11 protein-coding genes are annotated in these 12,845 nt (G+C 43.5%); 2 read left to right on the top strand and 9 right to left on the bottom strand.

Going from position 1 to position 12,845, the window contains the following annotated elements:
* Positions 1 to 135 precede the first annotated feature (135 nt).
* Complete coding sequence (locus FIV04_RS20185; protein WP_152470283.1) at positions 136 to 1,737, bottom strand: DEAD/DEAH box helicase; 1,602 nt, start codon at positions 1,735 to 1,737, stop codon at positions 136 to 138.
* 150 nt (positions 1,738 to 1,887) lie between these two features.
* A complete protein-coding gene (locus FIV04_RS20180; RefSeq protein ID WP_152470282.1) occupies positions 1,888 to 3,240 on the bottom strand; it encodes a diguanylate cyclase in 1,353 nt (450 codons plus the stop codon).
* A 312-nt stretch (positions 3,241 to 3,552) separates the two neighbouring features.
* On the opposite strand from FIV04_RS20180, the gene FIV04_RS20175 reads away from it, so the two are divergent.
* Complete coding sequence (locus FIV04_RS20175) at positions 3,553 to 4,698, top strand: DUF3541 domain-containing protein (RefSeq protein WP_152470281.1); 1,146 nt, start codon at positions 3,553 to 3,555, stop codon at positions 4,696 to 4,698.
* A 110-nt stretch (positions 4,699 to 4,808) separates the two neighbouring features.
* Here the strand turns inward: FIV04_RS20175 and FIV04_RS20170 are convergent, their stop codons facing one another.
* The 5 genes from FIV04_RS20170 to FIV04_RS20150 form a co-directional block, all read right to left on the bottom strand.
* The gene (locus tag FIV04_RS20170) at positions 4,809 to 5,417 is read right to left on the bottom strand and encodes a trans-aconitate 2-methyltransferase (RefSeq protein WP_152470280.1); all 609 of its coding nucleotides are present in this window, start codon (positions 5,415 to 5,417) and stop codon (positions 4,809 to 4,811) included.
* Positions 5,417 to 5,689 carry a hypothetical protein gene (locus tag FIV04_RS20165; RefSeq protein WP_152470279.1) on the bottom strand — a complete coding sequence of 91 codons (273 nt, stop codon included), beginning with the start codon at positions 5,687 to 5,689 and terminating at the stop codon, positions 5,417 to 5,419. The genes FIV04_RS20170 and FIV04_RS20165 overlap by 1 nt, the downstream gene beginning before the upstream one ends.
* Positions 5,690 to 5,941: 252 nt before the next feature.
* Positions 5,942 to 7,150: a NupC/NupG family nucleoside CNT transporter gene (locus tag FIV04_RS20160; RefSeq protein WP_152470278.1), complete on the bottom strand. Its 1,209-nt coding sequence runs from the start codon at positions 7,148 to 7,150 to the stop codon at positions 5,942 to 5,944.
* 605 nt (positions 7,151 to 7,755) lie between these two features.
* Entirely contained in the window at positions 7,756 to 8,082 is a 327-nt protein-coding gene (locus FIV04_RS20155) for a hypothetical protein (RefSeq protein ID WP_152470277.1), read from the bottom strand.
* Between the two features lie 117 nt (positions 8,083 to 8,199).
* Positions 8,200 to 9,483: an HD-GYP domain-containing protein gene (locus tag FIV04_RS20150; RefSeq protein ID WP_152470276.1), complete on the bottom strand. Its 1,284-nt coding sequence runs from the start codon at positions 9,481 to 9,483 to the stop codon at positions 8,200 to 8,202.
* Positions 9,484 to 9,708: 225 nt separating this feature from the next.
* On the opposite strand from FIV04_RS20150, the gene FIV04_RS20145 reads away from it, so the two are divergent.
* Entirely contained in the window at positions 9,709 to 10,239 is a 531-nt protein-coding gene (locus FIV04_RS20145; protein WP_152470275.1) for a GNAT family N-acetyltransferase, read from the top strand.
* A 166-nt stretch (positions 10,240 to 10,405) separates the two neighbouring features.
* Here FIV04_RS20145 and FIV04_RS20140 read toward each other — a convergent pair whose 3' ends face one another.
* On the bottom strand, positions 10,406 to 11,731 hold the full coding sequence (locus FIV04_RS20140; RefSeq protein ID WP_152470677.1) for a HAMP domain-containing sensor histidine kinase: 1,326 nt from the start codon (positions 11,729 to 11,731) through the stop codon (positions 10,406 to 10,408).
* A 31-nt stretch (positions 11,732 to 11,762) separates the two neighbouring features.
* Positions 11,763 to 12,449 (bottom strand): response regulator transcription factor, encoded by a 687-nt coding sequence (locus FIV04_RS20135; RefSeq protein WP_032550209.1) that lies wholly within the window; start codon positions 12,447 to 12,449, stop codon positions 11,763 to 11,765.
* Positions 12,450 to 12,845 lie beyond the last annotated feature (396 nt).

Raw genomic sequence — 12,845 nt, 5'->3', positions numbered from 1 at the left:
CCCCAATAAAGCATAAGTAATACGTAATATATTGAAAACAAAAGCCTATTTTCTTAGGACCAAAAAAACGCAAACATGATTAAATCAGTTTGCGTTCTTGTTTGTTAGGTTAGCACTAAGTCGTCTGAGAGTTTATTACTTGTTGTTTGCCCCAGTTTTTGGCTTGCTGCGACTACCTGTATTCGATTTACTTGCAGATCCCTTAGGACCATAGCTTGAGCCATAACCCGATTTACTTTGACCTGCTTGGTTAGATTTGCCACCGCTGCGTTTCGCTGATGATGGCTTCTTTCCACTACCTACAGGCTTCGAGTTTGAACCCGTACCATTCACCGGCTTCTTGCCTTTGCCACGCTTAAAGTTACTCCCATTGTTCTTAACAGAAGCATCATCACCACCTTGCGCTCTATGAGCTGCATCCGGCTGACGTTTAGGTGCAGGGCCTGTGCCAGGCGCATGGCGTTTGTTCTTACCCACGGGCTTATGACCACGAGCATTATCTGATGAACGTTGGCCATCCGAATGCTCTGTCTTTGGCTTCTTAGGCTTTTTCGGTTTCTTAGGCTTAATCGGACGCGTATCCAACTTAGATTCTGGCAATTTGTTTACTGGGCTAAAACCTTCTAACTCACGACGCTCTAGAACTTGCTGGATAAGACGCTCGATACCAAATAGCTCTGAAGCTTCATCTGCACACACTAAAGAAATAGCCTTACCCACCTCACCAGCACGGCCTGTACGTCCTATACGGTGTACATAGTCCTCAGAGACATGAGGAAGGTCGAAGTTAACCACTTGAGGTAGTTGAGGAATATCAATACCACGTGCAGCAATATCCGTTGCAACCAAGACTCTCACCTGACCGGTCTTAAAGTTTTCTAGTGCTTTTGTACGCGCGCCTTGGCTCTTGTTGCCGTGGATTGGCGCAGCAGTAATACCTTGGTCACCAAGAAAACGAGCCAGTTTGTTTGCTCCATGTTTTGTTTTGCTAAACACCAGAACCTGCTGCCAATCATTATCTTTAATAAGCTTGGCCAACATTGGCGCTTTCTTTTTCTTGTCAGCAGGATAAATACTCTGCTCTACCGTTTTCGCCGTAGAGTTTGCTGGATTCACTGAGATCTCAACAGGATTGTTCACTAACCCTTTTGCTAGGCTGCGAATTTCATCTGAGAATGTTGCTGAGAACAGTAGGTTTTGACGCTTTTTAGGTAGGAAAGCTAAGATCTTGCGAATATCACGGATGAAACCCATGTCTAGCATTCGGTCAGCTTCGTCTAACACCAAGATTTCTAGCTGATCAAAACGCACTGCATTTTGGTTGTAAAGATCAAGCAAGCGACCCGGTGTTGCAACCAATACATCGCTTCCTTTGCGCAGCTTCTGCATTTGCGGGTTAATCTTCACACCACCAAATACCACCGATGAATTCAAAGGCAGATTGATACCATATTTCACAACACTTCCGTTGACCTGTGCAGCCAATTCGCGAGTCGGTGTCAAGACCAAAGCTCGTACTTGATTGGCACGCACGCGTGGGCCTTTAGAAAGAAGCTCAAGGATAGGGAGCGTGAAGCCAGCAGTTTTACCTGTACCAGTTTGAGCGGCGGCCATCACATCCTTTCCCTTCAAAACGGCTGGAATCGCTTTTTCTTGGATAGGTGATGGCTTGTCATAACCTTGTGCTTCAATCGCTTTTAGAATAGGAGCAGAAAGGCCTAGGGAGGTAAAACTCATAGAATAATGTCTCAGTTAACGAAAAGGTAAGCTCAGTGCGAGGTTCGCATGGGCTGTGTAACGCTAAATCTTGACCAACATCGCGTTACGAAGCGCGGTATTCTGAGGCTTTTAACCCAATTCAGCAACTAAATTCTAATTCGACTTGTATTAACTTGCGCGCTTTCTCTGGTACATTTTTTCATCTGCAGCTTTTAGTAGCTCATCGACATCATTAAACGCTTCTGTATAAGCTACCCAGCCGATACTGGCATTTAGAGCAATCTCCTGCCCATCGAACTCTACGGGTCTTAGACAGATATCTCGTTCTAGCTTGCTGCGGATTGAAAGTAGGTTCTGATCATCATGCACTCGTGGCAGTAAAATCAGGAACTCATCGCCCCCCATTCGCGCCACGATATCCGAGCTTCGTAGTACAGCACGAATACGCTTTGAAACCTCAACCAGTACCTTATCGCCTGCCGCATGCCCGTATGTATCATTAATTGATTTAAAGCCATCGAGGTCAATATTCATTACCGCAAAACGTTCTGAGCCACTACTCTTAGCATCTCTGAAAGCCATTTTAAGGCTGTACATGAAATAACGTCTGTTCGGCAACATCGTCAGCTCATCGTGCATTGCACGCCCGTGAGCGACAGTATAGAGGCGATAGATAGTAAAAAAGGCTAGAGAGAGCAAAAACAGTACGGAATAGCCGATAATACGCATAATGTTTATGCGTATCCATGACACATCCATCAACACCTTATCTTCGCCTGACAGAGCTAAAAACCAGCCGCCATATGGGAAGCTCGCCATTTCTGTAGCAAATGCGGATTCAAAAACACTCTCATCACCATAGAAAACATCACCGTCTTTTCCCGTACTGTTGAAACCTCGGATGGCAAAATGATAACGGCTCTCCAATTGCTCGGCACCTGCGTCTTTTAACAAGGATTCTAAACTGATAACCGCGCTTGATACTCCCCAATACTCTCGATTAAAGGGAGGGTCCATAAAGATTGGAGTTCGAGTGATCAGTGCCCAACCACCCTGAAAGAGTTCTACGGGGCCAGAGATGAAAGTTTTTCCAAGTTGGCGAGCCAAAACAATCGAAAGCCACTGTTCTGGATGATCTCGGTAGTCGATACCCAAAATGCTTTCATTGCCTTTTCTTGGGTAGACAAAGCTCAGCACATCATTTTGTGCCAAACCAATCAATTGGATATGCGAACCGTCTTGAATAATACTGTCTGCGATCTTGTTCCACTCTTCAACACTGCCTCGCGGGGCAATGGCAACTTGTGTGGACATACCGTTGAGAAGATACATATCTGTCACAATCACCGCTTCAATACGTGATCGTACGACAGCTAGCTGTTTCTGAGCCTCAGCAAAGGCTTCGTTCTTTAAGAAAGTTATCTGCTTTTGGTGAAAAAATTCAACCGCACTGATGGTCGTTAGCAAAAATAAACAAGATAATATCCTAGCAGACCACTGCTTACTTGAACGATTCGTCATAATTCGTTCCCCCTGCTTTGTCTATTTTTGTATGTTTACTGCTATAAAATGAGGCTCAATAAACATCAATCACTACTTTTTGCTTTAGTTTATCTCATAGTATGCAGTTAACAGGCCAAAAATCTATAACTTGTAAAAACGACATGCGAATAGTGAGCTTTTCATCACCAATAAACATTTATTGGAGTTATCACTTTGCTTTAAATGGTTTTCTTGGGCTATAAAAATAACAACAAGCTGACCAAACACTTACATTCATTATATAGCTCAGTGCTATTTTTGAGCTCTCTCCCTCTGCTCGGTACCTTTGATATGAAGCTAAAAACAATAACACTCTGTATTTTGCTATCGACCTCCGCTATTGCTGGCGCCTATGCGCAGTCTAATGCAAAAGCTGAGAATACAACGCAACAAAATACTACCCAAAGCAAACTCAACCCATCGCAACAACAAAGCTTCAAAACTTCTGCTGATATCATTCGAAATACTTACGAAAGTCAACTTTACACGCTCCCTGCGTTTAAAGAGGGACACTATGGCGTTCGTATGTTCCGACAAACCCAAGATGAAAAGTACGCTGCTGCAGTTTGGAGTGACATGGCACGCGTTGCCAGTAAGCTGAGCAGACTTTCTAATGAGGTTTACACCCAAGAACAAATTGTTCTCTACTCAGAAAAGCGCATTGCGTCGTATGTTGATGAAGAAGATGAGCGCAGTGTTCGTCGCTACAACATCACTAAGCACATGCCAGAGTATCTGTTCTTAGGGGTTGATCTACTCGGCTCAATGGCTCGCGCTAACGAGTACGGGTTAGAACATAAAAACGATGCCAAACTAAGAGAAGTCATCCGCCGCTACGATTTTTCTAAGTACGCAACCAACGAAGAGATGGTAAAAGCTTGGGCTGCACAGCTAGCAAATCAAGTGTACTGGTTACGACAACTAGGTGAACAAGATGTGGTTGATGAGTTCGTCGAGACATTCAAATCCGCTTACCCTGACGATCAGGACAAAAAGCTCTCTACACAACAGTTTGGTAATAAAATCTACGGGATGACACACATCATTTTTGGTGATTCAGAATACTACCAACATCAAGTCAGTGAAAAAGAGCACCAATGGATCTACGATTACTTCCGTGAAAACATCGATACAATACTGTTACGTGCCAAGGAAGATGTGATTGCCGAGGTTGGTTTAACCTTCTTATTAGCAGGCTTAGAAGATGATCCAGTTGTAGAGAAGACTCGTTTGGCAATACAAGCATCTATCGATAAGCAGCAAGGTATGATCCCATCCATTACGGGCGATTTTGATTTAGAGTATGGTGAGCATCGAAATGTACTGGCGATTATGCTGCTCGATTGGCAACAAGTGAATGAAGCACCAAACTTCCAAAAGCATCCGGAAGTATTCAAAAGTCTGCCTTACGGTTTAGTGGAGAACAAGCCGTATTAAGGACTCGACTTACAGTTGCTCAGCACTCAAGTCTATACAACAAACCCAAGTATCTTCTGCTTGGGTTTGTTTCATTGGGTGATTACTTTTCCGTTATTTGCGCTTGCTCTTCACTTCGCTTTGTTCATTACAATCGTAAAATCACCATCGCAATAACCGTCGATCAGCGTGACATCTTCACAGAGCGTTTTGCAAAATCGATAAACCCCTTGCGGGTGATAACTGACGAGCAGTTGGCGAGCTGGATAGTAATGTTTGTCTAACAAATTAAACACCACCGTTTTGTTCGCCAACGTATACATTCTTGTGATCATTGAAGTCAGATAGTGTTCGTTTTTAGATGCGTAATTCAACGAGCCGCTCGCCACAACCACATCATATGGCTTCAAAGAAATCGTGCTGATATCGCCACGTGTAAAGGCACAGGTTGCATTTTGATATCGCTCTTTCGCCTGCTGATAAAACGCCGCATGCTGCTCAATCCCAAGATAAGAAGGTATTGAGTATTGTGCCGTCAAGAACGGATACAAATCGCCATAACCGCAACCAAGGTCAAGTACCGTTTTTCCATCAAACTCGACATTATTCGCAATCGCAGAAAAACGAGCGTGCTGTGAATCTCGGTCAGTCCACCCAAGAGAACGCGCGCCGTCTTTAGGCCAGCGCTTCGATTGCTTTCGGTGATACCAATATATTCGGAGTCTATCGAACCAGTGCATTATTTCGCATCGCTAGAAGTCGGTAAGTAACTGCCAATCTTGTAACCAATGGCATAACCCACCACGGCTACCGTGACAAAAACCATCGCGGAGAAAACGTAAGCAACACTCGCCATCACGCCGCCACCCCAAACAATACTAAATACCAAACCTAGATACGCTTCTTTCGGCCATTGCGTCACTGGAAAGTGGCTATCACCTGCCAACAAAAAAATCAGAGCGGAGACTAATGAAATAGCAACCAGCAAACCAACACATACTCTTGTTTTCATAAAAAGCCTTTCTTAAATAACGCGATAAAACAATGCTTTGGGGATGACGCACCTTAGAAGTATATACGAGATAGATTCACCCCACTATTCCCCTAACGAGCGATACTGAGTTTCCAGAACAATCAACACGAAAACAAAAAACGGGCACTTAGGGAGAAAAGCCCCAAGTGCCCGTTAAATACATATATGGTTCTACTCTACTGCTCTCGCATTGTCATAAAGGCGTCAACTGAGAGAAAGAGTAACCGCAGGTTAAAGCAAGATAAAGATACCCGCCAAGCATGCGCTCATTAGGTTAGCCAATGTGCCTGCTGCAACCGCTTTAAGACCAAGGTTTGCCACCTCAGCACGACGCTCAGGAGCGATAACACCGACAGAACCTAACTGAATCGCAATAGAACCGATGTTCGCAAAGCCGCACAATGCAAAAGTGATGATCACTTGGCTGTGTTCTGAAAGTAACGCTTTGTTCTCGACGAAATCGATGAAAGCAACAAACTCATTCATAATGATCTTCTGACCAATGTAAGAACCTGCCATTAGCACTTCATCGCTTGGAATGCCGATAACCCAAGCCAATGGTGAGAATAGGTAACCAAATACAGCTTGTAGCGTGATACCAGTAAAACCAACCGTTTCACCTAGGCTCTCAAGGCCTGTATTGACCATTGCGATAACACTGACGAAAGCAATCAGCATAGTACCAACAGCAACGGCGACCTTCATGCCGTTCATTGCACCACTTGCTAACGCGTCAATGACGTTACTTTGATCAGCCTTGTCCAGCTCAATATTATCGTAGTCACTCGGTGTGCCCAGCTCTGGCACAATGATTTTAGCCATTAAAAGACTACCCGGCGCGGCCATGAAGCTTGCTGCAATAAGGTACTTAAGTTCAACACCAAGTCCAGCATAACCCCCTAACACGCTACCAGCGACCGATGCCATACCACCAGCCATCACTGCGAATAGCTCTGAACGAGTCATTGATTTTAAGAAAGGACGAATAAGAAGTGGCGACTCGCCTTGAGAAAGGAAGATGTTACCTGTTGCAACCAAAGACTCTGCTTTACTGGTACCCAATAGTTTTTGAACGGCACCACCCAGAACTTGAATCACTTTCTGCATCACACCCAGATAGTAAAGTGCAGAAATCAGCGCGCTAAAGAAGATAATGATAGGAAGTACACGCACTGCGAAAATAAACCCTTCAGTAGCAAGGCCACCAAACAGGAATGAGATACCCGCATCTGCAAAACCAAGCAAGCTTGATACACCGCTACTTAAGCTAGTTAATGCCATTTGCCCCCAAGGGAAATACAGCACTAGTGCAGCAAAGCTAATTTGAAGTAGAAAAGCACGGATTACCGTTTTCCAGTTGATCGCCGAACGGCTCTCAGATAGCAGGTACGCGCAAGCAATTAGTGCGAAAACACCAACAAAACCAAATAAAATATTCATAAAATTGTCCTAGAAATCCTTAAAGAGTGAACATGAGCCAAGCGAATGACATCAAAGGAAAAGGACAAAGAATCGCAAGCAATACGCTACGCGAAGAGGGCGTTAACAACGTTAACGGATGTAACAACGAATTGTTCATGTAAGATCACCTTATACAAGCAGTGGAACGCAGCTGGTCCGGTCCGTGGGGTCATTCACATATCCATGTGACGGCTTGTATTGGCTAAGCACCGGCTTAAAACCGGAAGAGAAGTATAAACAACTTAATGAGACTTTCATCACATTTTTAAAAGCAAACGATCGCGCGGTCAAAGATGCATCAATTCGCTCAAATTTGATGGGATTTATCGGAAAACAGAAATAAAAAAAGCGACAATTTGCACTGTCGCTTCTCTTAGGAATACGTATTAGGGCACATAGGTCCAACGAATTAAAACAATCCCAATAACTATAATTAAGTAGCAGAACGTGACTTTATAACGTCCACGTTGTGTTTTTACGCGATTTGTTCCAACTTTCATGTTCCATCATTTAACCAGTTAGGTCCGCTATTTAACCAATTTGGCTCTTTACTTAACCAACTTAATTTACTTAACCAACTTAATTCACTTAACCAACTCAAAGTCATAGCGGCCATCGTTTTCAGCTCTTTCTTCGAACAACAACACATCCTCATGAAAGGTCAGAGCGATAAGTTGATCACTGTATTCATACAGATAGGAGACCGAATACTCTTTATTGAGCTTTTGTTTCGGTTCACCCAACAACTCAATCACTTCCTGTCGGGTCGTTTTCTTCTCTACAAGCTGTTCAAGTTTTGTGTAATCGACATTCTTTGGGCGATCGACGAGTTGCCCCAGCTCGTCAGAGAATGAAACCCATACCGCACTCATCAATAGAGCCAACAACACAAGCAATGTTTTATTCAACACAACACCTCTCCTAAACTGAATAGTAAAGATTACCATCAAAGAGCAACAATAGCTGTAAGCCGCTGTAAGAACAGACTTTTATATGTAAGGCGTGCGGAAAAACATCGTCGCGCTAGACTAATATTCAGCTGCGGTGGCCTGTGCATCACTGCACTTGTCAGTCGACAACTCAAAGCAGTATTGCGCGTGTTTTTTCAAGCAGCTGAATACTTCAGCGTCGAGTTTGTGGTTCTGCACATGATCATCCAATATCGCCAACGTTTGTTCTAAGCTCATTCCTGGACGATAAGGACGAGACTGAGTCAACGCTTGAAATACATCAACAACTGCAACAATCCGACTTGGTTTATCGAGCTGCTCTGCCGTTTTCCCCATGGGATAGCCCGAACCATCTAGGCGCTCATGGTGGTTAGACGCCCACTCGCAGATTTGTGGTGAACTAAATAGCTCATGCAGAGCAAAGCGCGAATCTGTCGCATGGCGTTTAATACAGCAGTATTCCTCAGGAGTGAGTGCTCCTGGCTTATGCAGGATCTCTCGTGGCGTTTGCAACTTGCCGATATCGTGAACAAGTCCAGCCAAATAGAGCTTTCTCTGTGTTGTATAGGAGTAACCTAACTGCTTACCCAAATACTCTGATAACTGCCCTACTTTCAATGAGTGCTTAAACGTAAAAGAGCTCTTGGCATCAACTACGTTAGCGATGAACTCCGCGAAAGCGACCGTCTCATCTAGTGACATCTGCTGAGAAAAGAACGGGACTGGTTTAAACCTATCGCTCATGATCTGGATGTATGACACATCCATAGAGAACCAGAAATCATCGGTATCGACCAACTCACACATATGTTGAACAAGGTTAGTTTCGAACAGAAGGTCTGCTTGTTCAGTTAAGCGTTCAATAATGTACGCCTTGCCGGCAGGAGTGAGGTTACCGAAGCGGTCAGCCGATGCGACACCACATAGGTAGTCAACTCGATCCGCAAGCATGACAACAGCTGCTAGCTCTTTCTCTAGCTGACTAACAGGTAAATCTTTCAGTTCATTCCACGGTGTATGGTGATACAACACAGGTTTAGCAAAGATAGAGAGTACCGGACACTCTTTGAGTATCTGATAACCCTTCTTGCAATGGTGATGCGTAGAGTCAGGGATGAAACCAGCGATAAGGCTGAGCTGTTCATCTATCTGAGACACACCACAATCGTGGATCAGTCCAAGTGAAAATGCGAGTTGGGCTTGCTCTTCTTCCCAGCCTACACTCAGTGCACATCGATACGCGATGTACCCGACTCTTTGTCCATGGTGCTTGCTCTCGAAACCGACATTATCCAGAGCCTTAGCAATACCAAATAGCGCTTTGCGCAAATCTACCGTCACGTTCTGGCAGTACAAATTCATCAATTAAGCCTAGTTTTTATCGTTTTTATATTTATTGGAGGCCAATACTAATCGATTACTTGAGTATATAGTCACAAATTATGTAAGGTTTATTGAGTTTCGTGACATGAATAACGTATAACGAACTTTGCGTGCCACAGTTTGCATAAAAATTAGACAGATAACGATATAAAGAGCAAACTAGTACCAAAGTATAATGACCTTAATGCTGTTAATGAGGACACGATGTTTAAAGTAAAAATCAACGACGATATTTCTATTGCACTAGTACAAGAAAGCTTTGCTTCACATTATGCAGAGCTGGTATCAGCACAAACTGATTATTTAAGCCAATGGCTCGCTTGGCCACCTCATTGTAAAACTGAACAAGACTTTCGTATATTTATCCAGCGCTCGCTCCACGACTATGCCGAGGGAAAAAGCATGACTTGCGCGATTGTTTATCAAGATAACATCGTCGGAAATTGTAGCTTCAACACGATCTGCCACAATCTAAAAAAGGTAACGATAGGTTATTGGCTATCAGAGCCTCAACAAGGGAAAGGCATTGTCACGCAAGTCGTCCGTAAGCTTACTCAGATAGCGTTTGACGAGTTAGATATGGAGAAAGTGGAGATCTCAGCGGCGGTCGAGAACACCGCGAGTCGAGCGGTTTGCGAACGACTTGGCTGTAAGCTTGAAGGAATCATTACTCGAGGCGAAAACTTAAATGGACGGATTATCGACCATGCTATTTACGGTTTAACGCGCAAATAACAAACAGGCTTGCATAATTAGAGTACAAGGAGGGGAAATATTTACCCCTCCTTTTTTGTTATTGAGATTGAATTATTAATTCCGAACGCAAAAACTGGCATTTAAACGTATAAAATAAACTCAAAAAACACTTACGAGAACATTTATTTTGAATATTAACTCTAAATCAGGAATTACTGTCTGCCTTACGTTTAGGAACAATAATAATAAACTTTGCTCCGCCATAAACGCTGTCCTCTAATTTAAGCTGCCATCGCATTTTTTTCGCCGCAGCATTGGCTATTGCCAATCCTAGACCAAAACCTCCCGTTTTTGCGGTTCGACTTTGGTCAAGACGCGCAAAAGGCAACAAGACTTCATCGCGCTTATCTTCTGGAATTCCGTCACCATTATCTTCGATTTGTATCAGCCAGCTCTCGGAGTTCTCATCCAGCGTCACCCAAACTTTATCACGCGTATAATTCCCTGCATTTTTGAGGATATTGTCCAGCACCAATCGCGCCATAGTGCAGTCGCACTTGGTTGCAAAGCTATTGATAACCAACGACTCAAACTCAACATTCTCGATCTTTGAATAGCGAATGCGATCCAAGCAGTGATCAACTAAGTCACAGCTTGTAGTTATCAAATCGAAGTATGCGCTGTCGATAACGTTCAACTTAGAGAGCATAATAATTTCAGAAGTAAGCTGGTCGATATCGCCAATGTAGCCGTCGATATCATCGAACAGAACTTGCTGTTCAGCCGGCGCTCCCCTGCGTAATAGATCGGTCGCGAGTTGAATCCGACTCAATGGCGTTCGAACTTCATGAGGAATGGCTTGAGCAAATATATGATTCTGCTTTACCTTACTCTCGATCTCCTCCGCCATCAGATTAAAACTGTTAGCTAATTCCGATACAGGATGAATATCATCCATATCAGAGCGGGTGCTGAGTCTACCTCGGCCAAATTGCTGCTGCTTTTCAACCAACAGCTCTATCCGTTCTTGAAAGCGGCGCACTGGTAGATAGATGCTCGCCCCAATCGCGATAATGACGGCGATGAGCAATGCAATCAGGAAGTGTCTCTCTGAATCTTCATACCACTCAATAGTCGGAGAAAAGAAATCACCTACCTCACTAAACACAAAACTGTACTTAGAGTTAGGAAGCTGAAATACCGCAGAGTAGAGATTGCGATCACTGAGGTAGATCGGCACACCATTTAGTGTCGTGAAGTGAGTACAATTCGAACATGGAGCTTGGCTATCCCAGTTTTCAATAAGACGAAGATTAAAAATGTAGAACTGCTGATAGCCGGTTTTGTCTAGCTCTCTGTATAGTGACGTCGGATGGTTGCGTTGGTGAATATACTGCTCAACAAAATAGGTTCCATCATTGAGAAACGTTTCAATCTCTGTGCGACGCATGTGCCCTTCACCTAAACTGAGAAACAGATAGATCGTTGCGATCATCCCCGTCACAATCCCAATATAGAGCCGCGCAAACATCGAGATGTTTCTTAGCTTGCGTATTACATCTTTACGAAACAAGCATGTACCCCTTGTTTCTTACCGTCCTAATCAGTTGTTTGTCTTTTGCGTGGTTACGAAGTTTACGGCGTAAACCAGAGATTCGCATATCGATCGAGCGATCGTTGAACGCATAGTCAATACCACGGAAAAGCTGGCAACATTGATCTCGCGTGACCACTTCACCAAGGTTATTCACTAATAAATTTAAGATTTCGAACTCAGCAGAAGTAAGCTGCAAGTCCTGACCATAAAGAGTCGCACTTTGAATTGTTGTATTGACCACAATATCGCATGTCTTCTCTTCATTGCTCTCTAATGGAGAACTAGACGACGCACGGCGCAATAACGCTTCGATTCTAGCCAACAAAGCATGGCCTCGAATCGGCTTTGTAACGTAGTCATCGGCTCCAAACTTAAACAAGCTTACCTCGCTCATCTCATCAGCCGATGCTGTCAATACGAGGATAATACCATTGTAAAACTCACGAGCCTGTCGACAAATTTGTGCACCACTTAGTCCTGGTAGCATCAAATCTAAAAGCACTAAATCTGGCTCGACATCTCGAATAGCTTGTACCGCCAAGTTACCTTGATCAACAACCTCTACCTCATAGCCTTCAGCTTCCAGATAAAGTGTAGTTAGACGCGCAATCTCTTGGTCATCTTCGATTATGAGCACTTTCGCTTTTGACATTCCTATCACCAGTATTTATAAATGCGCGGGCAGTATATAGACTGAGAATACATCATCAATACTGTAACCGAACTCATTATTTTACAGTATGCAAAACAATGTATTCATCTCTGTACACCTATATTTACGATTTCGCGTTCTGAATGCACCCTGTTGCGCCTTTACCAATATCCTTTAAATGTTATTCATAAAACTGACATCATAGTAACGTGCTCGCCTTACATCTCCTTTATTTTCTTACCCTCTCTTACATAACGATCATTTACAACAAGCCAAAAGTTCATTCATTCTACCAAGGGCATTTATGCCCTATATATTACTAACATAAATGTAATTAGCAGTTGTAATAACTACTGAGTTAACTTAGCAATGTAACGAAAACGATTACCCACAAGC

The organism is Vibrio sp. THAF190c, assembly GCF_009363355.1.
Taxonomy (GTDB): Bacteria; Pseudomonadota; Gammaproteobacteria; order Enterobacterales; family Vibrionaceae; genus Vibrio; species Vibrio fortis_A.
This window is presented reverse-complemented; position numbering and strand designations above follow the sequence as displayed.

What these genes read in the sequence shown, in the direction of transcription:
- FIV04_RS20185 (WP_152470283.1), bottom strand. Translation starts at nt 1,737, where the DNA reads ATGAGTTTTACCTCCCTAGGCCTTTCTGCTCCTATTCTAAAAGCGATT.
- FIV04_RS20180 (WP_152470282.1), bottom strand. Translation starts at nt 3,240, where the DNA reads ATGACGAATCGTTCAAGTAAGCAGTGGTCTGCTAGGATATTATCTTGT.
- FIV04_RS20175 (WP_152470281.1), top strand. Translation starts at nt 3,553, where the DNA reads ATGAAGCTAAAAACAATAACACTCTGTATTTTGCTATCGACCTCCGCT.
- FIV04_RS20170 (WP_152470280.1), bottom strand. Translation starts at nt 5,417, where the DNA reads ATGCACTGGTTCGATAGACTCCGAATATATTGGTATCACCGAAAGCAA.
- FIV04_RS20165 (WP_152470279.1), bottom strand. Translation starts at nt 5,689, where the DNA reads ATGAAAACAAGAGTATGTGTTGGTTTGCTGGTTGCTATTTCATTAGTC.
- FIV04_RS20160 (WP_152470278.1), bottom strand. Translation starts at nt 7,150, where the DNA reads ATGAATATTTTATTTGGTTTTGTTGGTGTTTTCGCACTAATTGCTTGC.
- FIV04_RS20150 (WP_152470276.1), bottom strand. Translation starts at nt 9,483, where the DNA reads ATGAATTTGTACTGCCAGAACGTGACGGTAGATTTGCGCAAAGCGCTA.
- FIV04_RS20145 (WP_152470275.1), top strand. Translation starts at nt 9,709, where the DNA reads ATGTTTAAAGTAAAAATCAACGACGATATTTCTATTGCACTAGTACAA.
- FIV04_RS20140 (WP_152470677.1), bottom strand. Translation starts at nt 11,731, where the DNA reads ATGTTTGCGCGGCTCTATATTGGGATTGTGACGGGGATGATCGCAACG.
- FIV04_RS20135 (WP_032550209.1), bottom strand. Translation starts at nt 12,449, where the DNA reads ATGTCAAAAGCGAAAGTGCTCATAATCGAAGATGACCAAGAGATTGCG.